The sequence below is a fragment of the Pelagibacterium halotolerans B2 genome, from assembly GCF_000230555.1.
In the GTDB taxonomy this organism is placed as follows: domain Bacteria; phylum Pseudomonadota; class Alphaproteobacteria; order Rhizobiales; family Devosiaceae; genus Pelagibacterium; species Pelagibacterium halotolerans.
In genome coordinates, this window is sequence record NC_016078.1 from 1,632,543 (window position 1) to 1,654,577 (window position 22,035).

Here is a 22,035-nt window from a genome sequence, read left to right on the forward strand (position 1 = left end):
ATCGGGCCTGGGTCTCAGGCCTGGATGACCACGACGCGGGTGCCCGACGGCACACGCTCGTAAAGGTCGATAATATCGTGGTTGAGCATGCGAATGCAGCCCGACGACATGGCCAGGCCGATCGATTGCGGCTGGTTTGTGCCGTGGATGCGGAACATCGTATCGCCGCCGCTGCGATATAGATAAAGGGCACGCGCGCCCAACGGATTGTTGGGGCCACCCGCCATGCCGTTGCGATAAGGGCCGTTGGCTTCCGGATCTCGGCGCAGCATGTTGGCCGTCGGTGTCCAGCTCGGCCATTCCGCCTTGCGCCCGATATAGGCATTACCGCGCAGCGCTAGCCCTTCCCGGCCAACCCCGACGCCATAGCGCATCGCCTTGCCGTCTTCCTGCACCAGATAGAGGAACCGGTTTGGCGTATCCACGACGATGGTGCCCTTGGCGTGACTGGTCTCGTAATCGACAATCTGCCGCCGCAGCTCGGGTTTGATAAGCCGGGCATTCAGCGCTGGGAGAGGAAACGGCTCATTGGTCACCGGGCCGTAGGCGCTGACCATGGACATCGAGGAAACGGAGGAAGAGGTGCGCGTCGAACACGCAGCCAGGAAAAGCGGAAGCCCTACAAGAAATCCGCGGCGTGTCAGGCTCATCGATAGCTACCCAAGCAAAGGAATCAACAACGTGAGCAATCATTAACCACAACGGTTAAAACTTCTCTCACCATAATTCCGCCAGGAAGCGATCCGACCGCGATTTTCGCGCGATCCTGCCCATCAGCGCGGCAAATCTGCAACACCCTGAAGCCCGACACCTTGCCGTCTTGAAATAGCCGGCACGTTGAGGAGGACGCCATTCGAAAAGGGGCATCGAATTCGATGCCCCTTTTCTGGTAAGGTTTACCCTTGTAAACCCGGCACTGCCGTCATGCTCGGCTCGGCGGGCGGAACACCGCCGTCTTCAGGTGGCGGCATGTCGCATGCGGCAACTGCCAGCATCAGCGGCAAAGCAAGTAGAGCAAGAATTTTGCGCATTTGTCTCTCTCCCTGTTTAATGCACTGGATTGGGAACTGATCAGTTCGACGGCTGAACAACAGCGTCGATCGCACCACCGACTTCTTCGGCAAATGCCGGATCGGCCTGCGCGGCCATCAGGATGGCGTTGTAGTCGTCGACGGTGATGCCTTCGGTGCTCTCGACGGCGCTTGCCATCTGCTCCTGAGCCATCATCTGGACGACCGCGCGATCATCGTCGCTTTCAGCGGTCTGCAACTGCTGCTCCGCCTGCATGCCGATATCCATGATCTGAACATAAGCGACGGCGAACGACTCGATCTGAGTTTGGTCGAAATCCGTGGCAGGAGCCGCCATAGGGGGCTGCTCAGGAACCGCCGGAGCGGCTCCTGCGCCAGAGCCACGCCGCCTGCGCCCGCTGCAAATGCCAGACTGGCGGCCAACGCGGCCATGGTGTTTCGAATGCCCATAATTTGTCCTTTTCCGTTCGGTGTGGAACGCCTCTCGGAGACGAACTCAATTCGCCGGGCTCGAGCGAACCCGGCCTCCCGACCGTCTTGGACGATGATAACGAAAATGTGATCGGCGCTCAAACCACCGGAATCCGGAGCAAAACGAGCCCGATCGCTCCGGTACGCAATGATTGTTGCGCCACGGCCCCGGCACGCGCCGAATACCGATTCACGCCCTGACACGCAGAGAGGCCAGTCAACGATTTTGGGGATGCCACCTGTGGCAGAGCCAGAGATGGTGCGGTCGAGAAGACTCGAACTTCCACGGGAGTTACCCCACAGCGACCTCAACGCTGCGCGTCTACCAATTCCGCCACGACCGCACTGTCTGGGGAATGCTGCACCCTCGGGCGAAGCGAGGCTGCATGTAGCAAATGGTTTGGTGTCCCTCAAGGCCTATTTCGCCGTTTGGGGATAAAGTTTTGCACTCGAGCGCGCCCAGGGTAAGTGCAAACCGCTTATCGGGTTGGGAAGCGCGATAAACAAGGACTTGGAGCAGTTTGCGCGTTTCAGAGAAAAGCGAAAAGGCTCGGGGCCTCAGGCGGGCTTGATGACCTTCTCGGTCACCACCACATTAAGCTGTCCCTCGTCGACCTGAACCTCGCCCTTTGCGATCAGTGTATTGTTGGCATAGATACGCATGGCGTCGTTCTCGAAGGCATCGAGCTCGATCACCGCGCCGCGCCCCATGCGCAGCAAGTGATGAATCGGCAGGACGGCTGCCCCCAGTTCCACGGAGACATCGATTTCGATGGTTTCAAGCGTATTCATCAACAAATCCGGACCGCCAAATGCAAATCGCAGGGTGAGAATCGGCATTTCCCGCCCGTCGGGCCCGACATTGAGGCGTCATGGTTAGTGAAGCGTTAAAGACAGAGACACTTGCCCCTTGCGCCAGTGCCTCCAAGCTCCAGCGGGTCGACGGCATTCCCGCCAACTGGGTTATCGCCGATTCCCAGGTCGGATACCCTCACGCGCTGGCAACCATGCAGGAGCGCGCCCGCGCCATCGCGGCCGGTGAAGCGTCCGAAGCCATATGGCTGCTCGAGCATCCGCCGCTTTATACCGCCGGGACCTCCGCCCGGACCGAGGATCTATTGGCACCCGACCGCTTTCCGGTGTTCCAGGCGGGGCGCGGCGGCCAATTCACCTATCATGGCCCCGGTCAGCGGGTCGCTTATGTCATGCTCGATCTGCGCGAACGCGGCCGCGACATCCGCTGCCTTGTTTCCGGGCTCGAAAACTGGGTGATCGATACCCTCGCTGCCTTCAACATCAAGGGCGAAAAACGCGACGGCCGCATCGGGGTCTGGGTCAAGCGCCCCGACAAGGGCCCATTCGTTGAAGACAAGATCGCCGCCATCGGCGTTCGCGTCTCTCGCTGGGTAAGCTTTCACGGCATCTCACTCAATATAAGCCCTGATCTCGATCATTATTCCGGCATCGTGCCATGCGGCATCAGCCAGCATGGTGTGACCAGCTTTGAGGATCTGGGCCAGATCGTTTCGATGGCTGAAGTGGATTCGGTCCTCAAATCACGCTTTGAAGCGCACTTCGGACCGGCAAGGCTTGCCTCCACGCTCTGATCGCGACAAGGTGAATGCAAAGCAATCCTCACTATTTCTGGGTGCAAGGGGACAAAAATGCGCTTCGACGATCTGCGTAAGCTCGCCACAGGCAGCGTCCTGTTCAATCTGGGCCGGATCATCTCGCCACGTCTGGTGACGATCCTGTACCTGCTTGGTTTGGCCGCTATCGCTCTCTGGGCAGTCAATCACTTCTTCGCCAGCTTCCGGTTCGGCTTCGGCAATGGGCTGTGGGGCCTGCTCGAAATCGCGGTTTTCGGCCTCCTCGCTTTTGTGGCGCTGCGCATCGCCTGTGAAGGGATCATCGTTTTTTTCCGCGCCAACAGCGCCGAGGCAGAGACCTACGAGCCTGAGCATATGGGCACTTCGCTGATCGATGACGTGCGCGAGGCGATCGAGGACCTCGCCGATCAGGAACCCGATCCCGTCGAGCCGGTGGCCCCACCGCCGGTTGCGCCAACGCCTCCAGCGCCCACCACTCCGGTTGCAGAAGAACCAGCCGTGATGCCGGACGCCGATGCACCCAAGCCCGCGGCCAAACGGCGCGCAAGCCCGCGCAAACCGGCATCCAAGACTTGAAATCGAAAGCCCCCGCCCTGACATCAAGGCAGGTATGAAGCGCGCAAAGATTGACCTTTGCGCGCTTTACGCTATGACACGCGCAAATTCATGCGAGTTTCATATCCCATCGCGCCGGTCCGCTTGGCCCGGCACCTTTGGCAATCTCGCCTTTTCAAGGACAAGCGGACGCCCATGAGCGCGCCAACACCGACCCAGAACGCCCCCAAGATCGGCCTCGTCAGCCTTGGCTGCCCCAAGGCCCTCGTCGATTCCGAACGCATCCTCACCACGCTGCGCGCGCAGGGCTACAGCTTTTCGCCCTCCTATGAAGGCGCCGACGTCGTCATCGTCAACACCTGCGGCTTTCTCGACAGCGCCAAGGCTGAAAGTCTCGACGCCATCGGTGAAGCGATTTCCGAGAATGGCCGCGTTATCGTCACGGGTTGTCTCGGTGGCGAGGAAGAACTGATCCGCAAGACCCATCCCGGCGTTCTGGCCGTTTCGGGCGCGCATCAGTATGAGGCCGTCGTCGATGCGGTCCACGAGGCCGTGCCGCCCGTTCCCAACGCCTTCGTCGATCTGGTGCCCGAGCAGGGTCTGCGCCTGACGCCCCGCCACTACGCGTATCTGAAAATTTCCGAAGGCTGCAACAATCGCTGCACCTTCTGCATCATCCCCTCGATCCGCGGCGATCTCGTCTCGCGCCCCATCGCCTCGGTGCTTTACGAGGCGGAGCGGCTCGTCAAGGCCGGCGTCAAGGAGATCATGGTCATCTCCCAGGACACCTCCGCCTATGGCGTGGACATCAAATACGCGACCTCCCCCTATCGCGGGCGCCAGGTCGAAGCGCGCTTCCAGACGCTGGCCGAGGAAATGGGCAAGCTCGGCGCGTGGGTGCGCATGCACTACGTCTATCCCTACCCCCATGTCGACAACGTCATTCCTCTGATGGCCGACGGGGTGATCCTGCCCTATCTCGATATCCCCTTCCAGCACGCCAGCCCGCAGGTTCTCAAATCCATGCGGCGCCCGGCCAATCAGGAAAAGACCGCCGACCGCATCCGCAAATGGCGCGAAACCTGCCCCGATCTCGCCATCCGCTCGACCTTCATCGTCGGCTTTCCCGGCGAGACGGAAGAGGATTTCCAGATGTTGCTCGATTGGGTCCACGAGACAAAGATCGACCGTGCCGGGGCATTCCCTTATGAGCCCGTCACGGGCGCCCGCGCCAACGATCTGGGCCTCAATGAAATCCCCGACGAGCTCAAGCAGGAGCGCTATGGGCGACTGATGGAAGCGCTGCAGGAGGTTTCGGCTGAACGCCTCGCCTCGCGCGTCGGCCGCACCATCGACGTTCTGGTCGATGACGTCGAGCCCGAAGAGCAGCGCGTCATCGCCCGTTCGCAATGGGATGCCCCCGAGATCGACGGCAACGTAATCGTCGAGAACGCCACCGGTATCAAGCCCGGCGACATGATCTCGGTGACCGTCGTTGATTCCGACGAATACGACCTCTATGCGGTCCCAGCTGGTTCGGTGCAGTGACCCACCGCGCCTATGACGTCCCGATGGCTGGCGGCCCGCTGAAACTGGGCCGCACGCCGCTCGTCATGGGTATTTTGAACGTAACCCCCGACAGCTTTTCCGATGGCGGCGATTTCTCCGCCCTCAGCACGGCGGTTGCCCATGCCGAAGACCTCGTTTCCGAGGGTGCCGATATCATCGATATCGGCGGCGAAAGCACCCGGCCGGGCTCTGAAGAAGTCAGCGTACAGAACGAACTCGACAGGGTTATCCCCGTGCTCGACGCCCTTGCGGAGCGCGGCTGTCAAACCCCGATCTCGATCGACACCTACAAGGCCCTCGTCGCCGATCAGGCGGTCCAGGCGGGAGCGAAAATCATCAATGACGTCTGGGGCCTTCAGCGCGACCCCGAAATCGCCGACGTCGCCGCCCATCACCGCACACCGGTCATCGCCATGCACTGGGACACCGAGCGCGATACCGCGCGCGATCTGATCGATGAAATGAAGCGCTGGCTCTCCCGGTCGGTGGAGATCGCGCTCAAGGCGGGAGTGGCAAGAGAAGCGATCATTCTCGATCCCGGCTTCGGCTTTGCCAAATCCTTCGCCGAGAATTACGAACTGCTTAATCGCCTCGACGAATTGCACACGCTCGGTTTTCCCCTGCTCGTCGGCACCTCCCGCAAGCGCATGATCGGCAATCTGCTCGATGTACCGCCCAAGGAGCGCGTTTCGGGCACCATCGCAACCTCTGTTCTGGGCTATTTAAAGGGCGGGCACATTTTCCGCGTCCACGACGTCCGCGCCAATCGCGATGCCTTGCGCGTTGCCGCCGCCGCGCTCTATGGTCCGCCGCAACAGGAGGGGTGAGTCCCATGGACAGCTTTGCCGATCGCGACCGCATCATTCTGGCCGGGCTGGCCTTTTACGGCTATCACGGCGTCATGATGGAGGAAAACGCCCTCGGCCAGCGCTTCCGCATAGATCTCGAGCTGGGGCTGGACATGTCCGAGGCCGCCCGCACCGATGACGTGGCCTCCACGATTTCCTATGCCCATATCTACGATCTGGTGAAGGAAGCCTTCGAGGAAAGGCGCTTCAAGCTGATCGAAGCGCTCGGCCATCACATCATCACACGTCTTTTCGACCGCTTCGACAAGCTCGACTGGATCCGCATCAAGGTCAGAAAGCCCGAAGCGCCCCTGCCCATCGTGGCCGGAGAAGCTGCCATCGAAATGGTCAGGACGCGGGAGCAGATCTGATGGCTCGCGCCGTTCTGGCGCTGGGCGCCAATATTGGCGATCCCGCGCACCAGATCGCCACGGCCATCGAGGCCATCGCCGGCCATCCCCGGATTTCCCTTTTGAAACAAAGTGCGTTGATCGTCAGCGAACCCTGGGGCAAGACCGACCAGAACCGCTTCCACAACGGCGCCATCCTGATCGAAACCACGCTATCTCCCCTCGACCTTCTCGACTTCTGCCTTGTCACCGAAGCCCAAATCGGACGCGTCCGTATTGAGAAATGGGGCCCGCGCAGCATCGATATCGACATCATCACCTACGATGATCTGACGATGGAAACCGAGCGCCTGACCCTGCCGCACCCTTACGCCCACGAGCGCGATTTCGTGCTCGAGCCGCTGCGCGAGATCGCGCCGGATGTGGCCGACTGGCTATTGAATCAGGCAGGCAACAAATCAGCCTAAGAGCTTGATGACATTGACCGCAGCCTCGAATTCGAGACGCCGCTGCCGGCGCCGCGCTGCTGCCTCGTAGTCCTCGCCCCACAGGGAAATCTGGTAGTCCTCGTCCACATGCGCTGCGATCCACGCTGCATCCGCATCGACCAGCCGCTCGCGAAGCGCAATCGCCAGCAGGCCCGAGCCGGTGAGCCCCGTCACCGACACCATCGCAGTGGCAGGCACATGGTGCAGCGGCTCGATAGCGTCTCTGAGCTTTTTCAGCATGTCGACAGATTGCGCCTTATGCACGATCCCGACCGTCGGCTGGAAGCTGACCGAAAAGTGCCGTGCGATCCGCACGAGCACATCGTCCCAAATCTGTTCCTGCTTTTCGACAAGCTCGCGCGGGCTGTCGGCGCGATAGAGCAGCAGATCGTTGCCCGCATATTTCACCACCTCATCGAGCAGCGCTCCCCGCGACTCCTCGCCCCCTTCGACAGCCGAATTGATGAGTTTGACATGCGGCATCATATCGGGATCGATAAGTTCGCCCTGCGCATCCCATTCCTCGCGCATGCGTGCCGCCAGTTCGGCATGCCCAACGCCAACCTGCTTGCCGGTCGGCGTCTTGGTCACGCGCCCGTCCAGCAGCACGGTGAATACGCCATCCGTCTCGGCCACATCCACCGATTTGTAGAAGCGCTTGGGCAATTCGCGCATCAGATCCTTTTGATGGCGGCCCTGTCCCGCATCCTGATGCCGGATTGCGTCTTCGAGAAATTCGCGCATCAGCTCAATACCTTTTCTATGGCGTCATCGAGATCGGCATAATCGTCGATGATGATATGGGCACCGCTCTCTTCGAGCGCAACGCGGGCGTGATAGCCCCAGCTCACCCCGATCGTCCGCGCCCCGGCCGACCGCCCCAGCTCCATATCGAACGTCGTATCGCCGATCATCACCGTAGAGGCGGGATCGATCCCGGTCTCGGCGCAGGCCCGCAGGATCATCCCGGGATGAGGTTTCGACGGATTGTGGTCGGGGGTCTGCAGCGTCACGAAATGATCCGCCAGAGCGTGCAGCGCCAGAATGCGATTGACCCCGCTCAACCCCTTGCCGGTGGCAATGCCCAGAATCGAGGCCTCATGCGCCCGCAACCGGTTCAGCGCGTCCAGGGCCCCCGCATAAAGCGGCTCGTGCCGCTCCCCGCCCGCCAGCATGGCGCGATAGTGCTGGCGGTAGGTTGCCGCCATCAGGATGGCTGTCCCCGCATCGCATTGCGCCAGCCGCTCCATGGCAATTTCCAGCGACAGACCAATGATCGAATGAGACATTTCCGCCGTCGGCACGTCCAGCCCATGATCGCGAAATGTCGCCGCCATATGCTCGGCGATGATCGAACCGGAATCGATCAGCGTGCCGTCCATATCGAACATGATGAGACGCGGCTGGGCCATTACGCATCGTCCTCCGGATCGATATCCTGCACATCGTACTGATTGGCATTAAACCCCAGCGTCTCGAAGCTCGCCTTCATATGCGGCGGCAGCGGCGCCGTGATATCGAGCCTCTTGCCGCTGCGCAGCGGAATGGCCAGCCGCCTTGCGTGCAGATGCAGCCCCTTACCCAGTTCCTCCGGCCGCTCGAAATTCCAGTTTTCCAGCGTGTTGTAGCGCGGGTCGTCGAGGATCGGCGTGCCCAGTTCCATCATATGAACGCGCAACTGATGCGTGCGGCCGGTCACCGGTTTGAGCGTCACCCAGGCGAACTGGTTGGCGGCGCTCTCGGTCACCGAATAGTAGCTCACCGAATGCTGCGCGCCCTCGGTCCCGTTTTCGACAACCACCATCTGCTCGCCATCCTGGGTCGATTGCCGCGCCAGAAAGCATGAAATCCGCCCTTGGCGTGGATGGGGTACCCCGATGGTTATCGCCCAATAGATCTTGCGCGCCGAGCGTGAGCGGAACACGGTTCCGAAATGGCTTGCCGCAGCGCGCGTCTTGGCCACCAGCAAACACCCGGAGGTGTCACGGTCGAGCCGATGAACCAGGCGGGGCGGCTCACCCTTCTTGTTGGGCAGCGATTTGAGCATGCCGTCGATGTGGCGCTTGGTGCCCGATCCGCCCTGCACGGCAAGCCCGTGCGGCTTGTTGAACACATAGACGTCGTCGTCCTCATACAAAATGAGATCGCGCAGGAAATCGGCGTCTTTCTGGTTGATCCGCGGCGCGTCCGGCGAGCGAACAGGCGCATCGCCCAGCGGCGGCACGCGCACCGTCTGCCCGGCGGCCAGCCGCGCATTGGTGGCGACCCGCCCGCTATCGACCCGCACCTGCCCCGACCGCAGCAGCTTTTGCAGGCGCCCGAAGCTCAGATCGGGGAAATGCACCGAGAACCAGCGGTCGAGCCGCATCCCATCCTCGTCCGCCGCCACTTCCCGCAATTGCACGCCGCTCATAAAACTCTGTCCTTTGTCGTTCGCGGCCCTTCTAGCGGGAAATCGCCGGGCCGTCACGCGGGTGCGTACGCAAACCTTATCGATAGATTCCGGGAATAACACCGCTCGTACTGATCGTCGCAAGACCAGTCCAAACCCTGTCATTCCGGGGCTTGTTCCCGGAATCCAGTTCAGCGCCCGCCACGATCACCGGATGCCGCTCTTCTAGCTGTCGCGCTTGGCTGCACGCAACTTGGCGAAATAATCCATCCGCTTCTTGATATCGCGCTCGAACCCGCGCTCGACGGGCTGATAGAAATCCTGCCGCCCGATCTTTTCGGGAAAATACTCCTGGCCCGAAAACCCCTCGGGGGTGTCGTGATCGTAGATATAGCCCTCGCCATACCCCTCGGACTTCATCAGCTTGGTTGGCGCGTTGAGAATGGCCATGGGCGGCGTCGGCGATCCGGTCTTTTTGGCCAAAGCCAGCGCCCGATTATACGCGTTGTAGAGCGCGTTCGATTTCGGCGCCGTCGCCAGATACACCACCACCTCAGCCAGCGCCAGTTCCCCCTCGGGAGAACCGAGCATGTGATAGGCGTCCTTTGCAGCGGTCGCTATGGGCAACGCCTGCGGATCGGCCATGCCGATGTCTTCGACCGCCATGCGGATCAGCCGCCGCGCCAGATACATCGGGTCCTCGCCCGCATCGATCATACGCGCGAAATAATAAAGCGCCGCATCGGGGTCCGATCCGCGCACCGTCTTGTGCAGCGCCGAAATCAGGTTGTAATGCCCGTCCTGGCTCTTGTCGTAGATCGGCGCCCGCCGTTGCACCAGCTTTGCCAACCCCGCCGGGTCCAGGATTTCATCGGGTCCCGTCGCGGCAATAATCTCCTCGATCAGCCCCAGCATAGCCCGCCCATCGCCATCGGCCAGCCCGATCAGCGTTTGGCGCGCGTCGTCATCGAGCGGCAAAGCCTTGCCCAATTCCTCTTCGGCGCGCTTGGCAAGCGCATCGAGATCGTCCCGATCGAGACTGGTAAACTTGAGCACCTGCGCTCGCGACAAAAGCGCGGCGTTGAGCTCGAAACTCGGGTTTTCCGTCGTCGCCCCGACCAGCACCACGGTGCCATCTTCCATGACGGGAAGGAAACTGTCCTGTTGCGCCCGGTTGAAGCGATGGATTTCATCGACGAACAAAAGCGTCCGCTGCCCGGCCCGCCGCGCCGTACGGGCCGTCTCGAACACCTTCTTGAGGTCCGCTACCCCCGAAAAGATCGCCGAAATCTGCTCGAACCGATAATCCACTGCATCGGCCAGCAGTCGCGCCACCGTCGTCTTGCCGGTCCCCGGCGGCCCCCACAGGATGAGCGAGCCCAGCCGCCCCGATGCCAGCATCCGCCGCAGCGTGCCGTCGGGCCCGATGATATGGGTCTGCCCGATCACCTCATCGAGCGATTTCGGCCGCAGCCGGTCGGCCAGCGGCCGATCAGCCCCCGGTTCATCAGTCGGACGCGAGGCCGGAAGGTCCTCGGGAAAAAGGTCGCTCATCGCACCTCACATCGGTCTCATCCACTCACCACCGAACGGATGACCCTGCCCCCACGTTGCAGGATGATCTGCCAGGCGCGCGGACGCTGGCTGGCAACGGATTCGAAGGTTTCAATATCACGGATTTCCATGCCGTTCAGCGCAACGATGACATCGCCTTGTTCAAGTCCCATGCGCGCCGCGGGGCTCCCCGGCTCGACGCCGACCACGGCAATGCCCTGCGTTGAAAAGCCCAACCCCAATTGCTGCGCCAATGCGGGATTCAGTTCCGCCGCCGTAACCCCCGCAAATCGCGTATTGCCCGAAATCGTCGCCTGCCGGTCCGAAGTGGCGGGTGGCGCCCCCATTTCCAGTGCGGCAGTCGTTTCGGCGCCGTTCCGCCACAGCGTCAACTCGGAGATCGATCCGACCGGCTTGGTCGCCACGCGATAATTGAGCGCTTCAGGGTCCTGAACGGCTACCCCATCGATACCGGTGATTACGTCCCCCGAAACCAGCCCCGCCGCTTCCGCCGGGCTGCCGGGTGCGATTTCTGTTACCAGTGCACCGCGCGGCGTGGCCAGTCCCAGGCTGGCGGCCAGTTCGGCGTCAAGCATCTGCATCTGCGCGCCCAACCAGGGCCGCACGATCTCGCCGCCCGCCGCGCCCGCATCGGCGATCACCCGCGCCATGTTGGAGGGTATGGCGAACCCGATGCCCTGCGAGCCGCCCGAGCGGGTAAACAGTGCCGTATTGATGCCGACCAGTTGCCCGTTCATATCGACCAGCGCGCCACCCGAATTGCCCGGATTGATCGCCGCGTCCGTCTGGATGAAGAACTGGTAGTCGGTCATTCCCATGCCGGTGCGCGCCAGCGCGGAAACGATGCCGCTCGAAACCGATTGCCCCACCCCGAACGGGTTGCCGATGGCAAGGACGAGATCGCCGACCTCCAACTGGTCGGAATCGGCAAATGACACGAAGGGAAACTCCCCCGCCCCGTCCTCGGCCCTGAGCACGGCCAGATCGGTCGAGGGATCGGCCAGCACCAGATCGACGGGATATTCCCGCCCATCATTGAGCACGACCCGAATGTCAGTCGCCCCTTCAACGACGTGATTGTTGGTAAGGATCATGCCATCCGCACTGACAATCACGCCCGACCCGAGCGATTGCGAGGTCTGCGGCCGCTGGTTGAACAACGGCGAGCGCCCGAAGAACTGATCGAAGAACGGATCGTTGAAACTGTTCTGCTGCTGGGTGACCCGGGTCGCATAGACGTTGACGACCGCCGGCGCGACCTGCTGCACCACGGGCGAGTATGAAAGCTGGATTTCCGCCTGGCTCTGCGGGACCACCCTTTCGGCCTGAGCGAAGGCGGCGGCGGGCACCAGAACCAGAAAAACGGCAACAATCGACTTGCGGAACATGGGTCAGACTCCAGAGCTTGCAATGGGTTAGAGGTTAGAACCTTCCGCCCCGGTTTCAAGTGACAAGCCCGTAAGGTTGGCGGCAAAAGCGAGGCAATTTTGACCCCGCACAAAGAATCGTCACAACCTGTCTCTATAGGCGAAATTGGCCATTGCAGAGGGGGGCAATGAGCCCTATACACGCGCGCTTTCAACCCCCACACAAGGTATCAAGGTCAATGGACCACGCGCCGTCTCGCACATACGCGAACACCGCAGAACTGATCGCCACCGAGGAACCCGATTATCCGAGTTTCCTGTTTTCCGAACGGCTCCTGGTCGATGCCATAAATACCTTCAAAAAGGGCTTTGAGGGCCTTTTGACCTATGCGGTCAAATCAAACCCCTCGCCCCATATCCTCGAGATCATGAACCGCGAGGGGCTCAAGGCTTACGATGTTGCCTCCAACACCGAGATGGCCCTGATCCGCAAATACGCGCCTCAAGCCGGGATGCACTACAACAATCCCATCAAGTCGCGTCGAGAGATCGAGCGTGCCTACTCCGAATTCGGCGTTCGCTCCTTCACAATCGACCACGTGGCCCAGCTCGATCAGCTCGCGGCCGTCATCCCGCCCAGCGAGGATGTCGAAGTGACTGTCCGCTTCAAGGCCGGCAAGGCACTCAAATCCTATGATTTCGGCACAAAGTTCGGCGTCATGGAAGAAGGCGCCATCGCGATCTGCACACTGGCCAGGGCCATGGGATATTCGACCTCGCTGTGCTTCCACGTCGGCAGCCAGTGCGAGGAAGCCTATGCCTATGAGCGCCACATCGCCGCTGCGGGCCGCATCGCGCAAGCCTCGGGAATCGAGCTCAAGCGCCTCAATATCGGTGGCGGCTTTCCCGCCCCTTACATCACCAACTCGGCCCCGCCCCTCGACGTCTATTTCGAAACCATCCGCAACGCCGTCACCGATACGTTCGGATCGAACAAGCCCGAACTGATCGCCGAGCCCGGACGCGGCCTGTCCACGGGCTGCACATCGCTCCTGCTGCGCGTCAAACACGTGCGCGGCGAACAGTCGGTCTATCTCAACGATGGCGTCTATGGCTCGTTGATGGAAGCGATGATCCTTGAATTCATGCCGCCGATCCGCGTCTGGCGCGGCGACAAGGTGCTGACCGGCGAGAGCTGGGACTTCAAGATTTTCGGGCCGACCTGCGATAGCTACGACGTCATGCCCCAGACCTTCATCCTGCCGGCAGCCATTGCCGAGGATGACTATATCGAGTTCGGCCTGATGGGCGCCTACACCCAGGCCTCCCTCACCCCGTTCAACGGTTTCGACCGTCGCGACCTCTATTGGGTCGACGATATTCTGGTGTGATGGGCGCCGGCAACAGCCAATTCCCGCGGCCCGAAACGCTCGGGCCGCGAATCTGCATTTTCGGACCGTCCAATTCCGGGAAGTCGACGCTCGCCGTAGCGATCGGCCAGACGCTAGGCGTTCCTGCCGTCCACCTCGATCTGCTGCATCATCAGCCGAACACCGACTGGGTACCTCGCCCGCCGCAGGAATTTGAACGCCTGCACGATGACGCCATCACAGGCGAACGTTGGGTGATGGAAGGCAATTACTCCCGCCTCATGCCCCAACGCCTCCGGCGTGCCACTGGTATCGTCTGGGTCGATACAGCAATGCCCGGCAATCTCTGGCGTTATTTCCGCCGTACCCTCTTCGAACGCGACAGGATCGGCTCCCTCGAAGGTGGCCAGGACAGCCTCAAATGGCTGATGATCCATCACATCGCCTTCGTCCAGCCAAAGCGTCGCTCACAACTCGAGCACGTCGTTAAGGTCAGTGGCCTTCCTTTTGCAAAGGTCGAAAGCATGGCCGCCCTCAATCAGCTGTATGCGCAATGGGGTCTGGAAAAGCCGTAAACAGCCTGGCGAGGGTGTCCCGACGGTAATAAAAAAAGGCGGCCCGAAAGCCGCCTTTTCCAATTCTGTCAGAGACAATCCGCCTACGCGGCTTCGTTCTCTTCATCGCGAGAGAAGTCGGCGGTCGGACCGGAGTCCTTGCCCTTGGCTTCCACATCGCGGTCGACGAATTCGATGACGCCGATAGGTGCATTGTCGCCGTGGCGGAAGCCGGCCTTGAGGACGCGGGTGTAGCCACCGTTGCGGTCCTTGTAGCGCGGGCCCAGAACGTCGAACAGCTTCTTGACCATGGCTTCATCGCCAATCTGGGCGATGGCCTGGCGGCGGGCATGAAGGTCGCCGCGCTTGCCAAGGGTGATGAGCTTTTCGACGATCGGGCGAAGATCCTTGGCCTTGGGCAGGGTCGTCACGATCTGTTCGTGCTTGATCAACGATGCGGACATGTTCTTGAACATCGCCTTGCGATGCGAAGAGGTCCGGTTCAGTTTGCGGCCGGCTTTACCGTGGCGCATGGTACTCTCCTAAAGTTCTTCTGGTCGCAGCGGAAGATCAGTAGTGATCTTCGTAACGCTTGGCGAGGTCTTCGATGTTTTCGGGCGGCCAGTTGTTGACGTCCATCCCGAGATGGAGCCCCATCTGGGCCAGCACTTCCTTGATCTCGTTGAGCGACTTGCGCCCGAAGTTCGGCGTGCGCAGCATTTCCGCTTCCGTCTTCTGGATGAGATCGCCGATATAAACGATGTTGTCGTTCTTGAGGCAATTTGCCGAACGCACCGACAACTCGAGTTCGTCCACCTTCTTGAGAAGCGCCGGGTTGAAGGCGAGTTCGGGTGTCGAATCCTCGGCCTTTTCCTTGGTGGGCTCTTCGAAATTGACGAACACCGAGAGCTGATCCTGGACGATGCGGGCCGCAAAGGCCAGCGCGTCCTCGGGGCTGATGGCGCCGTTGGTTTCGATCTGCATGCTCAGCTTGTCGAAGTCGAGGTTCTGGCCCTCACGGGTCTTTTCGACCTTGTAGCTGACGCGCTTGACCGGCGAGAACAGCGCATCGACGGCGATATAGCCGATCGGAGCGTCTTCGGGCTTGTTGCGGTCGGCCGGGACATAGCCCTTGCCGGTATGAACCGTAAACTCGATGTTGATCTCGGCGCCGTCATCGAGGTGACAGATAACGAGATCGGGGTTGAGCACTTCGATATCACCGGTGGTCTTGATGTCGCCAGCGGTGACGGCACCCGGACCCTGCTTGGAAAGCGTCAGGCGCTTGGGCCCTTCGTCTTCCATCTTGATGGCGATTTCCTTGATGTTGAGAACGAGATCGGTCACGTCCTCACGCACGCCGGGAATCGACGAGAATTCATGCAATACGCCATCGATCTGGATGGCGGTGATTGCCGCGCCCTGCAGCGACGAGAGCAGAACCCGGCGCAGCGTGTTGCCCAGGGTCAAGCCATAACCGCGTTCAAGCGGCTCGGCGACCACGGAGGCGATGCGCGCGGAATCGCTGCCCGGAACGACGTCGAGCTTGGTCGGCTTAATCAGTTCCTGCCAGTTTTTCTGGATCATCACGTCCAACTTCCTTTTTAAAATCGCGGCCCTGCCCGGCCGCCATGCCGCAAACCGTAAAAGAACCCCGGCTGGCCCTGCCGAGGTCCGTTCACATCAGACGCGACGACGCTTGCGCGGCCGACACCCATTGTGAGGAATGGATGTAACGTCCCGGATGGAAGTGACAGTGAAGCCGGCGGCCTGAAGGGCACGCAGTGCCGATTCACGACCTGAACCCGGGCCACGGACTTCGACCTCGAGTGTCTTCATGCCGTGTTCCTGCGCCTTCTTGGCGGCGTCTTCTGCAGCCATCTGGGCTGCGTAAGGGGTCGATTTGCGCGAACCCTTGAAACCCATCGTTCCGGCGGAGGACCAGGAGATCGTGTTGCCCTGAACGTCGGTGATGGTGACCATCGTGTTGTTGAACGAGGCGTTTACGTGTGCAACGCCAGCACTGATATTCTTGCGCTCGCGGCGGCGAACGCGTGTAGTCTCTGCTTTAGCCATTTACTTCCTCTAGTGATCTCTAGCGCCGCCGTGGTTCCAGCGGCTACACCTCAAGAATCCGAAACGAGACGTCGGGGCCGAGCCCAAGGCCCTGCCCTTTCCGTGCCCGCACCGGCCTTCTTATTTCTTCTTGCCCGCGATGGCCTTTGCAGGGCCCTTGCGGGTGCGCGCGTTGGTGTGGGTCCGCTGACCACGCACCGGCAGACCGCGACGATGACGCAGGCCGCGATAATTGCCCAGATCCATCAAACGCTTGATGTTCATGGCAACCGAACGGCGAAGGTCACCCTCGACCTGATAGTCACGGTCGATGGTTTCGCGAATCTGGATAACTTCCGCGTCGGTCAGTTCATTCACGCGCCGCTCGGCCGGAATGGACACCTTCTCGCAGATTTCAGAGGCCATTTTCGGCCCAATCCCGTGAATATACTGCAACGCGATGACAACGCGCTTGTTCGTCGGGATATTGACGCCAGCAATACGAGCCACGTCGGATCTCCTAAATTGATATGAGGACGTTTCCGTCCCGTTTCGTTCAACAACAAGGGACCGGCATCCGACCCCCTTCTCTATACGGAAGGAACCGAATCCAGCCCTCGAAATTTCTGAGACTGGGCGCGGTTCTAAGGACTCACGGCATCAAAGTCAACACCGCCGCGGGCCCAATCGTTTCGGTCAGCTTATCGCTGCCTTGATCGCGGCGGTGACCTCCTCGATCGGCGCCATTCCATCCACTGATTTGAGCAGGCCCTGCTCGGAATAGAACGACACAAGAGGCGCTGTCTGTTGGGTATAGACATCGAGGCGCTTGCGCAGCACCTCCTCGTTATCGTCCGCCCTTGCGCCGCCGCTTTCCTTGGCCCGATTGATGATGCGCTCGACAAGCACATCGGGATCGGCCTTGATTTCGATGACCGCGTCGAGGTGAAGCCCCTTGCGGTCGAGCATGTGCGTCAGCGCCTCGGCCTGCGCAATGGTGCGCGGAAAACCGTCGAGGATGAACCCGTTTTCGCAATCGGGCTGATCCATGCGCTCGGAAATGATGCCCGATACGATATCGTCGGAAACCAGATCCCCGCGATCGACGATCGCCTTGGCCTCGAGCCCGAGCGGAGTCTTGTCAGCGATTGCTGCCCGGAGCATGTCACCGGTCGAAAGCTGCGGAATGGAATAGGTCGATACCAGGATCTGTGCCTGAGTGCCCTTGCCTGCCCCCGGGGGCCCCAAAAGTACCAGTCTCATCTTTTCCGTCCCCCTAGACGCGATTTCTTGACCATGCCCTCATATTGCTGCGCGATCAGATGGCTCTGAATCTGGCTCACCGTATCCAGTGTCACTGTGACCATGATGAGCAGCGAAGTACCACCCAGGAAGGCCGAAATGTTGAGCTGGCTCAGGAACACCTCGGGGATCAGCGCGACTATGGTCAGGTAGATCGCACCCACGACTGTGATGCGGGTCAGCACGTAGTCGATGTGCTGCGCGGTTCTTTCGCCCGGACGGATGCCGGGAATAAACCCGCCCGACCGCTTGAGGTTGTCCGCCGTCTCGGTCGGGTTGAAAACGATCGAGGTGTAAAAGAACGCAAAGAAGATGATCATTCCGGCAAACAGCGCCAGATAGAGCGGCTGTCCGCGCCCGAGCAGTGCCGAGATGTACTGCAGCCATTGCGGAGCATCGCCCTGTGCCGAGAACGTCGCGATCGTTGCCGGCAACAGCAGCAGCGAGGACGAGAAGATCACCGGGATAACGCCCGCAGTGTTGAGCTTGAGCGGCAGATGCGAGGTATCGCCCTGATACATCTTGTTGCCCACCTGGCGCTTCGGATACTGGATCAAAAGCCTGCGCTGGGCGCGTTCGAAGAACACGATAATACCGATCACCACGATGGCGCCGATCAGGATGCCAACCACGGCGATGGTCGGCAGCGCCCCGGTGCGGCTCAATTCGAGCGTCTGGGCAATGGTCGCGGGAAGCGATGCCACGATACCGGCGAAGATGATAAGCGAAATGCCGTTGCCGACACCGCGCGCCGTCATCTGTTCACCCAGCCACATCAGGAACATGGTGCCGCCGACAAGCGTGATGACGGTCGAAATACGGAAGAACCAGCCCGGATCGGCCACGACCCCTTCGCTGGCCTCGAGCCCTACGGCGATGCCATAGGCCTGCACCGCGCAGAAGACGACGGTGAGATACCGCGTGTACTGGTTGAGCTTGCGCCGCCCGCTCTCGCCCTCTTTCTTGAGCGCCTCGAGGCGCGGAGAGGCCGTCGACATCACCTGGATGACGATGGAGGCGGTAATGTAGGGGATCAGGTTAAGCGCGAAAATCGCGAGACGTTCGACGGCACCGCCGGCGAACATGTTGAACAGGCCGAAAATCCCGCCCTGCGCCTGCTGGAACGTCTGCGCGAAGGCATCGGGATCGATACCCGGAATCGGAATATAGGTGCCGAGTCGGTAAACCAGCAAAGCCCCAAGGGTGAAGAAAATCCGCTTCTGGAGTTCCTTGGCCTTCGAAAAGGTCGAAAAACTCAAGTTTCGGGCCAGTTGCTCGGCTGCAGACGCCATGACGGCTCCCTCTGAAGTAGCTTATAGAGCAAAGGAACGGGCCACATGGGCCCGCAAAAAAGACAATGCTCTGATATAGTCAGAGCGCGCCCTTATGCAATCCCCGTATTCGGGAAGATTGCCAGGGCGCGCTCGAAAATTCGCAACGATTATTCGGCGTCGGCGGGCTTGCCGATCAGTTCAACCTTGCCCCCGGCTGCTTCGATGGCAGCGGCGGCACCAGCGGAAACGTGGTTGACCTTGAAGGTTACCTTCTTGGCCTTGAACTCGCCGCTGTTGATCAGGCGCACGCCGTCCTTGGCGCGGCGGATGACGCCGGCCCTGACCAGTGCTTCGGCATCCACGACGCCCTTGGCATCGAGCTTACCGCTGTCGATATAGGCCTGGATGCGATCGAGCCGAACGGCATTCCACTTCTTGGCGAAGGGATTGTTGAAGCCGCGCTTGGGCATCCGCATGTGAAGCGGCATCTGGCCGCCTTCAAAGCCATTGATCGAAACGCCCGAACGGGACTTCTGACCCTTGACGCCACGACCGCCGGTCTTGCCAAGACCAGAGCCGATGCCGCGACCGACGCGAACCTTGGCTTTGGTGGCGCCGGCGTTATCGGCGATCTCGTTGAGTTTCATAATACCAAATCCCTCTTACTGCTCGTCCACGACGCGGACGAGGTGAGCGACCTTGGAAATCATGCCGCGCACCGACGGCGTGTCTTCCAATTCGCTGCGGCGATGCATCTTGTTGAGCCCCAGGCCCACAAGCGTCGCGCGCTGATCTTCCTTGCGACGGATCGGCGAACCGATCTGCTCGACGATGACGGTCTTTTTAGCCATTGTTCTCTCCTCGAGCGCTCTATCAGGCCTCGACGGCGGCTTCGCCGCGACGTGCCTGCAACTCGGAAACCTTGAGACCACGACGGGCCGCGACCGAACGCGGGCTGTCGACGTTCTTGAGCGCGTCGAACGTGGCGCGAACCATGTTGTAGGGATTTGCCGAGCCCTGGCTCTTGGCAACGATATCGTTGATGCCCAGAGTTTCGAAAACGGCACGCATCGGGCCACCGGCGATGATACCGGTACCGGCCGGGGCCGCACGCAGGATCACCTTGCCGGCGCCGTGACGGCCCTGCACGTCATGGTGCAGCGTACGGGCTTCACGCAGCGGCACGCGGATCATCTGGCGCTTGGCCTGCTCGGTCGCCTTGCGGATGGCTTCAGGCACTTCACGCGCCTTGCCATGACCGAAACCGACCCGGCCCTTCTGATCACCAACCACCACCAGGGCGGCAAAACCAAAGCGACGACCGCCCTTGACCACCTTGGCAACACGGTTGATGTGGACCAGGCGATCGACGAATTCGCTATCGCGTTCTTGAGTGTCTCTCATCGTTCCTACCAGTCTTTTTTCTCTTTTATCTTGTAAGGAGCGTTCGCTTAAAAGCTCAGCCCGCCCTCGCGGGCGGCATCGGCCAGCGCCTTGACGCGACCGTGGAACAGATACGCACCGCGATCGAACACAACGTCCGAAACACCGGCCTTGGTGGCGCGGGCAGCAAGTGCCTTGCCAACTTCCGAAGCGGCGGCCTGATTGGCGCCGTTCTTGATCTTGAGATCCTTTTCGAGCGAGGAAGCGGACGCCAGGGTCACGCCATTCGCGTCGTCGATGATCTGTGCGTAGATATTCTTTTCCGAACGGAAGACCGACAAGCGCGGACGACCGTTGGCACGGGCCTTGATAGCCCGACGAACACGCGCCTTGCGCCGTTCGATACCAGAAAGCTTAGCCATCTCGACCAATCCTTACTTCTTCTTGCCTTCTTTGCGGTAGATGTGCTCATCCGCATAACGGACGCCCTTGCCCTTGTAGGGCTCCGGCGGACGGAACTCACGAATGTCGGCAGCAACCTGGCCGACCTGCTGCTTGTCGATACCCGTCACGACGATTTCCGTCTGGGTGGGCGCTGCAAGCGAAATCCCGTCCGGCGCCCTGAAGATCACTTCATGGGAAAAGCCGAGGGAAAGCTTAAGGTCCGAACCCTGCATCTGGGCACGATAGCCGACGCCTGTGATAGCCAGCTTGCGCTCAAAACCGGTCGAAACGCCGGTCACGATGTTCTGCACGAGCGAGCGCGACAGGCCCCAGGCCGAACGGGCCTCACGGCTGTCGTCGACAGGGGTCACAACGACGCCGTCATCGGTCATCTCGGGCTTGACCAGATCGACGAGCACCACCGAAAGCTCACCCTTGGAGCCCTTGGCGGTGACCTTCTGGCCGTCCACGGTGACCGTCACGCCGCTGACCGGTGCTACCGGCTTTTTGCCAATACGCGACATATTAAATTGCCTTTTCGTTGTGTGAAGGCAGGCTTTCACCCTGCCCGCTTCCGATTTCACGGAAGCTCCAAACGTATGTGCGCCACGCCGGCCGGTCGAACCGACCGGCATGAAACACGTTTTAGAAGACGCGGCAGAGAACCTCGCCGCCGACATTTTCAGCACGGGCGGTATGGTCGGCCATCACACCCTTGGGGGTGGAAAGGATCGAAACACCGAGACCGTTGCCAACCACCGGGATGTTCTTGACCGACGCATAAACACGACGGCCCGGCTTGGACACGCGCTGAAGTTCACGGATAACCGGTTCGTTTTCCGAATACTTCAGCTCGATGGCGAACTCGGGAAGACCGTTTTCGCTGGTTTCTTCCGAATAGCCCCGAATGTAGCCTTCGGCCTTGAGAACGTCGAGCACATGGGCGCGAAGGCTCGAAGCCGGAGTGCGAACGACATCGCGACGGCGCATCTGCGCGTTGCGGATGCGGGTCAGCATATCGCCAAGAGGATCTGTAAGAGTCATCTTCGTTCTTTCCTTACCAGCTCGACTTGACCAGGCCGGGGATCATGCCCATCGAGCCAAGCTCGCGCAACGCGATACGGCTCAGCTTGAGCTTGCGATAATAGCCGCGCGGACGGCCCGAAACCTCACAGCGGTTGCGAACGCGAACCGGAGAAGCGTTGCGGGGCAGCTCGGCCAGCTTGAGCTGGGCGGCGAAGCGCTCTTCAAAGCTGAGCGACGCGTCCTTTGCCTTGGCCTTGAGCGCAGCCCGCTTGGGCGCATACTGCTTGGCCAGCTTGGCGCGGCGCTTGTTTTTCTCGATGGAGCTAGTCTTAGCCATCTAAGTCTCTCTTTCGTCTCTTTTCCAGTTATCC

At 60.8% G+C, this 22,035-nt stretch carries 30 protein-coding genes and 1 tRNA gene; 8 read left to right on the forward strand and 23 right to left on the reverse strand.

The window, feature by feature from the left end:
• Positions 1-14: 14 nt before the first annotated feature.
• The 5 genes from KKY_RS07890 to KKY_RS07905 all read right to left on the reverse strand — a co-directional run bounded on the left by KKY_RS07890 (position 15) and on the right by KKY_RS07905 (position 2,294).
• Complete coding sequence (locus KKY_RS07890) at positions 15-650, reverse strand: L,D-transpeptidase (RefSeq protein ID WP_014130795.1); 636 nt, start codon at positions 648-650, stop codon at positions 15-17.
• Between the two features lie 246 nt (positions 651-896).
• Positions 897-1,031, reverse strand: coding sequence for a hypothetical protein (locus tag KKY_RS20955; protein ID WP_276324472.1), 135 nt, complete (start codon positions 1,029-1,031; stop codon positions 897-899).
• A 40-nt stretch (positions 1,032-1,071) separates the two neighbouring features.
• A complete protein-coding gene (locus tag KKY_RS07895) occupies positions 1,072-1,368 on the reverse strand; it encodes a DUF4168 domain-containing protein (protein WP_014130796.1) in 297 nt (98 codons plus the stop codon).
• Positions 1,369-1,759: 391 nt separating this feature from the next.
• Positions 1,760-1,846, reverse strand: a tRNA-Leu gene (locus tag KKY_RS07900).
• Between the two features lie 214 nt (positions 1,847-2,060).
• The gene (locus tag KKY_RS07905; protein WP_014130797.1) at positions 2,061-2,294 is read right to left on the reverse strand and encodes a FliM/FliN family flagellar motor switch protein; all 234 of its coding nucleotides are present in this window, start codon (positions 2,292-2,294) and stop codon (positions 2,061-2,063) included.
• An 80-nt stretch (positions 2,295-2,374) separates the two neighbouring features.
• Between KKY_RS07905 and lipB the strand changes: the two genes are divergently transcribed.
• The 6 genes from lipB to folK all read left to right on the forward strand — a co-directional run bounded on the left by lipB (position 2,375) and on the right by folK (position 6,901).
• Positions 2,375-3,109 carry a lipoyl(octanoyl) transferase LipB gene (gene lipB, locus KKY_RS07910; RefSeq protein ID WP_014130798.1) on the forward strand — a complete coding sequence of 245 codons (735 nt, stop codon included), beginning with the start codon at positions 2,375-2,377 and terminating at the stop codon, positions 3,107-3,109.
• A 57-nt stretch (positions 3,110-3,166) separates the two neighbouring features.
• A complete protein-coding gene (locus KKY_RS19565; RefSeq protein ID WP_014130799.1) occupies positions 3,167-3,688 on the forward strand; it encodes a DUF4282 domain-containing protein in 522 nt (173 codons plus the stop codon).
• A gap of 174 nt (positions 3,689-3,862) precedes the next feature.
• Positions 3,863-5,215, forward strand: coding sequence for a 30S ribosomal protein S12 methylthiotransferase RimO (gene rimO, locus KKY_RS07920; protein WP_041529243.1), 1,353 nt, complete (start codon positions 3,863-3,865; stop codon positions 5,213-5,215).
• Positions 5,212-6,063 (forward strand): dihydropteroate synthase, encoded by an 852-nt coding sequence (gene folP, locus KKY_RS07925; protein ID WP_014130801.1) that lies wholly within the window; start codon positions 5,212-5,214, stop codon positions 6,061-6,063. Before rimO ends, folP begins: the two co-directional genes overlap by 4 nt.
• Positions 6,064-6,068: 5 nt before the next feature.
• A complete protein-coding gene (gene folB / locus KKY_RS07930; RefSeq protein ID WP_014130802.1) occupies positions 6,069-6,455 on the forward strand; it encodes a dihydroneopterin aldolase in 387 nt (128 codons plus the stop codon).
• Positions 6,455-6,901: a 2-amino-4-hydroxy-6-hydroxymethyldihydropteridine diphosphokinase gene (folK, locus tag KKY_RS07935; protein ID WP_014130803.1), complete on the forward strand. Its 447-nt coding sequence runs from the start codon at positions 6,455-6,457 to the stop codon at positions 6,899-6,901. Before folB ends, folK begins: the two co-directional genes overlap by 1 nt.
• On the opposite strand, the gene KKY_RS07940 is transcribed toward folK, so the two are convergent.
• From KKY_RS07940 to KKY_RS07960, 5 genes are all read right to left on the reverse strand, one after another.
• Positions 6,893-7,666, reverse strand: a complete 774-nt coding sequence (locus tag KKY_RS07940) for an ATP12 family chaperone protein (RefSeq protein WP_014130804.1) — start codon at positions 7,664-7,666, stop codon at positions 6,893-6,895. The genes folK and KKY_RS07940 overlap by 9 nt on opposite strands.
• Positions 7,666-8,334, reverse strand: coding sequence for an HAD-IA family hydrolase (locus KKY_RS07945; protein WP_014130805.1), 669 nt, complete (start codon positions 8,332-8,334; stop codon positions 7,666-7,668). Before KKY_RS07945 ends, KKY_RS07940 begins: the two co-directional genes overlap by 1 nt.
• A complete protein-coding gene (locus tag KKY_RS07950) occupies positions 8,334-9,335 on the reverse strand; it encodes an RluA family pseudouridine synthase (RefSeq protein WP_014130806.1) in 1,002 nt (333 codons plus the stop codon). The genes KKY_RS07945 and KKY_RS07950 overlap by 1 nt, the downstream gene beginning before the upstream one ends.
• A gap of 204 nt (positions 9,336-9,539) precedes the next feature.
• Entirely contained in the window at positions 9,540-10,868 is a 1,329-nt protein-coding gene (locus tag KKY_RS07955) for a replication-associated recombination protein A (RefSeq protein ID WP_014130807.1), read from the reverse strand.
• Positions 10,869-10,885: 17 nt separating this feature from the next.
• Positions 10,886-12,277: a Do family serine endopeptidase gene (locus tag KKY_RS07960; protein ID WP_014130808.1), complete on the reverse strand. Its 1,392-nt coding sequence runs from the start codon at positions 12,275-12,277 to the stop codon at positions 10,886-10,888.
• Positions 12,278-12,495: 218 nt separating this feature from the next.
• Here KKY_RS07960 and KKY_RS07965 point away from each other — a divergent pair, with 218 nt between their 5' ends.
• Together KKY_RS07965 and KKY_RS07970 are read left to right on the forward strand one after the other, a co-directional pair.
• Entirely contained in the window at positions 12,496-13,647 is a 1,152-nt protein-coding gene (locus KKY_RS07965; RefSeq protein WP_014130809.1) for a type III PLP-dependent enzyme domain-containing protein, read from the forward strand.
• The gene (locus KKY_RS07970; RefSeq protein ID WP_014130810.1) at positions 13,647-14,201 is read left to right on the forward strand and encodes a P-loop NTPase family protein; all 555 of its coding nucleotides are present in this window, start codon (positions 13,647-13,649) and stop codon (positions 14,199-14,201) included. The genes KKY_RS07965 and KKY_RS07970 overlap by 1 nt, the downstream gene beginning before the upstream one ends.
• A gap of 83 nt (positions 14,202-14,284) precedes the next feature.
• Here KKY_RS07970 and rplQ read toward each other — a convergent pair whose 3' ends face one another.
• The 13 genes from rplQ to rpsN form a co-directional block, all read right to left on the reverse strand.
• Positions 14,285-14,713, reverse strand: coding sequence for a 50S ribosomal protein L17 (gene rplQ, locus KKY_RS07975; RefSeq protein WP_014130811.1), 429 nt, complete (start codon positions 14,711-14,713; stop codon positions 14,285-14,287).
• Positions 14,714-14,750: 37 nt separating this feature from the next.
• On the reverse strand, positions 14,751-15,767 hold the full coding sequence (locus KKY_RS07980; protein WP_014130812.1) for a DNA-directed RNA polymerase subunit alpha: 1,017 nt from the start codon (positions 15,765-15,767) through the stop codon (positions 14,751-14,753).
• Positions 15,768-15,863: 96 nt separating this feature from the next.
• Positions 15,864-16,256 (reverse strand): 30S ribosomal protein S11, encoded by a 393-nt coding sequence (gene rpsK / locus KKY_RS07985; RefSeq protein WP_014130813.1) that lies wholly within the window; start codon positions 16,254-16,256, stop codon positions 15,864-15,866.
• A 120-nt stretch (positions 16,257-16,376) separates the two neighbouring features.
• Entirely contained in the window at positions 16,377-16,745 is a 369-nt protein-coding gene (rpsM, locus tag KKY_RS07990; RefSeq protein WP_014130814.1) for a 30S ribosomal protein S13, read from the reverse strand.
• 186 nt (positions 16,746-16,931) lie between these two features.
• On the reverse strand, positions 16,932-17,498 hold the full coding sequence (locus KKY_RS07995) for an adenylate kinase (protein ID WP_014130815.1): 567 nt from the start codon (positions 17,496-17,498) through the stop codon (positions 16,932-16,934).
• Positions 17,495-18,829 carry a preprotein translocase subunit SecY gene (secY, locus tag KKY_RS08000; RefSeq protein WP_014130816.1) on the reverse strand — a complete coding sequence of 445 codons (1,335 nt, stop codon included), beginning with the start codon at positions 18,827-18,829 and terminating at the stop codon, positions 17,495-17,497. Before secY ends, KKY_RS07995 begins: the two co-directional genes overlap by 4 nt.
• Positions 18,830-18,978: 149 nt before the next feature.
• A complete protein-coding gene (gene rplO / locus KKY_RS08005; RefSeq protein ID WP_014130817.1) occupies positions 18,979-19,458 on the reverse strand; it encodes a 50S ribosomal protein L15 in 480 nt (159 codons plus the stop codon).
• 15 nt (positions 19,459-19,473) lie between these two features.
• Positions 19,474-19,662, reverse strand: coding sequence for a 50S ribosomal protein L30 (gene rpmD / locus KKY_RS08010; RefSeq protein ID WP_014130818.1), 189 nt, complete (start codon positions 19,660-19,662; stop codon positions 19,474-19,476).
• A 22-nt stretch (positions 19,663-19,684) separates the two neighbouring features.
• Complete coding sequence (gene rpsE / locus KKY_RS08015) at positions 19,685-20,215, reverse strand: 30S ribosomal protein S5 (RefSeq protein WP_014130819.1); 531 nt, start codon at positions 20,213-20,215, stop codon at positions 19,685-19,687.
• Between the two features lie 47 nt (positions 20,216-20,262).
• On the reverse strand, positions 20,263-20,616 hold the full coding sequence (rplR, locus tag KKY_RS08020; RefSeq protein ID WP_014130820.1) for a 50S ribosomal protein L18: 354 nt from the start codon (positions 20,614-20,616) through the stop codon (positions 20,263-20,265).
• A gap of 12 nt (positions 20,617-20,628) precedes the next feature.
• Positions 20,629-21,162 carry a 50S ribosomal protein L6 gene (rplF, locus tag KKY_RS08025; RefSeq protein WP_014130821.1) on the reverse strand — a complete coding sequence of 178 codons (534 nt, stop codon included), beginning with the start codon at positions 21,160-21,162 and terminating at the stop codon, positions 20,629-20,631.
• 121 nt (positions 21,163-21,283) lie between these two features.
• Positions 21,284-21,682: a 30S ribosomal protein S8 gene (gene rpsH, locus KKY_RS08030; protein ID WP_014130822.1), complete on the reverse strand. Its 399-nt coding sequence runs from the start codon at positions 21,680-21,682 to the stop codon at positions 21,284-21,286.
• Positions 21,683-21,695: 13 nt separating this feature from the next.
• Positions 21,696-22,001, reverse strand: a complete 306-nt coding sequence (rpsN, locus tag KKY_RS08035) for a 30S ribosomal protein S14 (RefSeq protein ID WP_014130823.1) — start codon at positions 21,999-22,001, stop codon at positions 21,696-21,698.
• Positions 22,002-22,035: the final 34 nt, after the last annotated feature.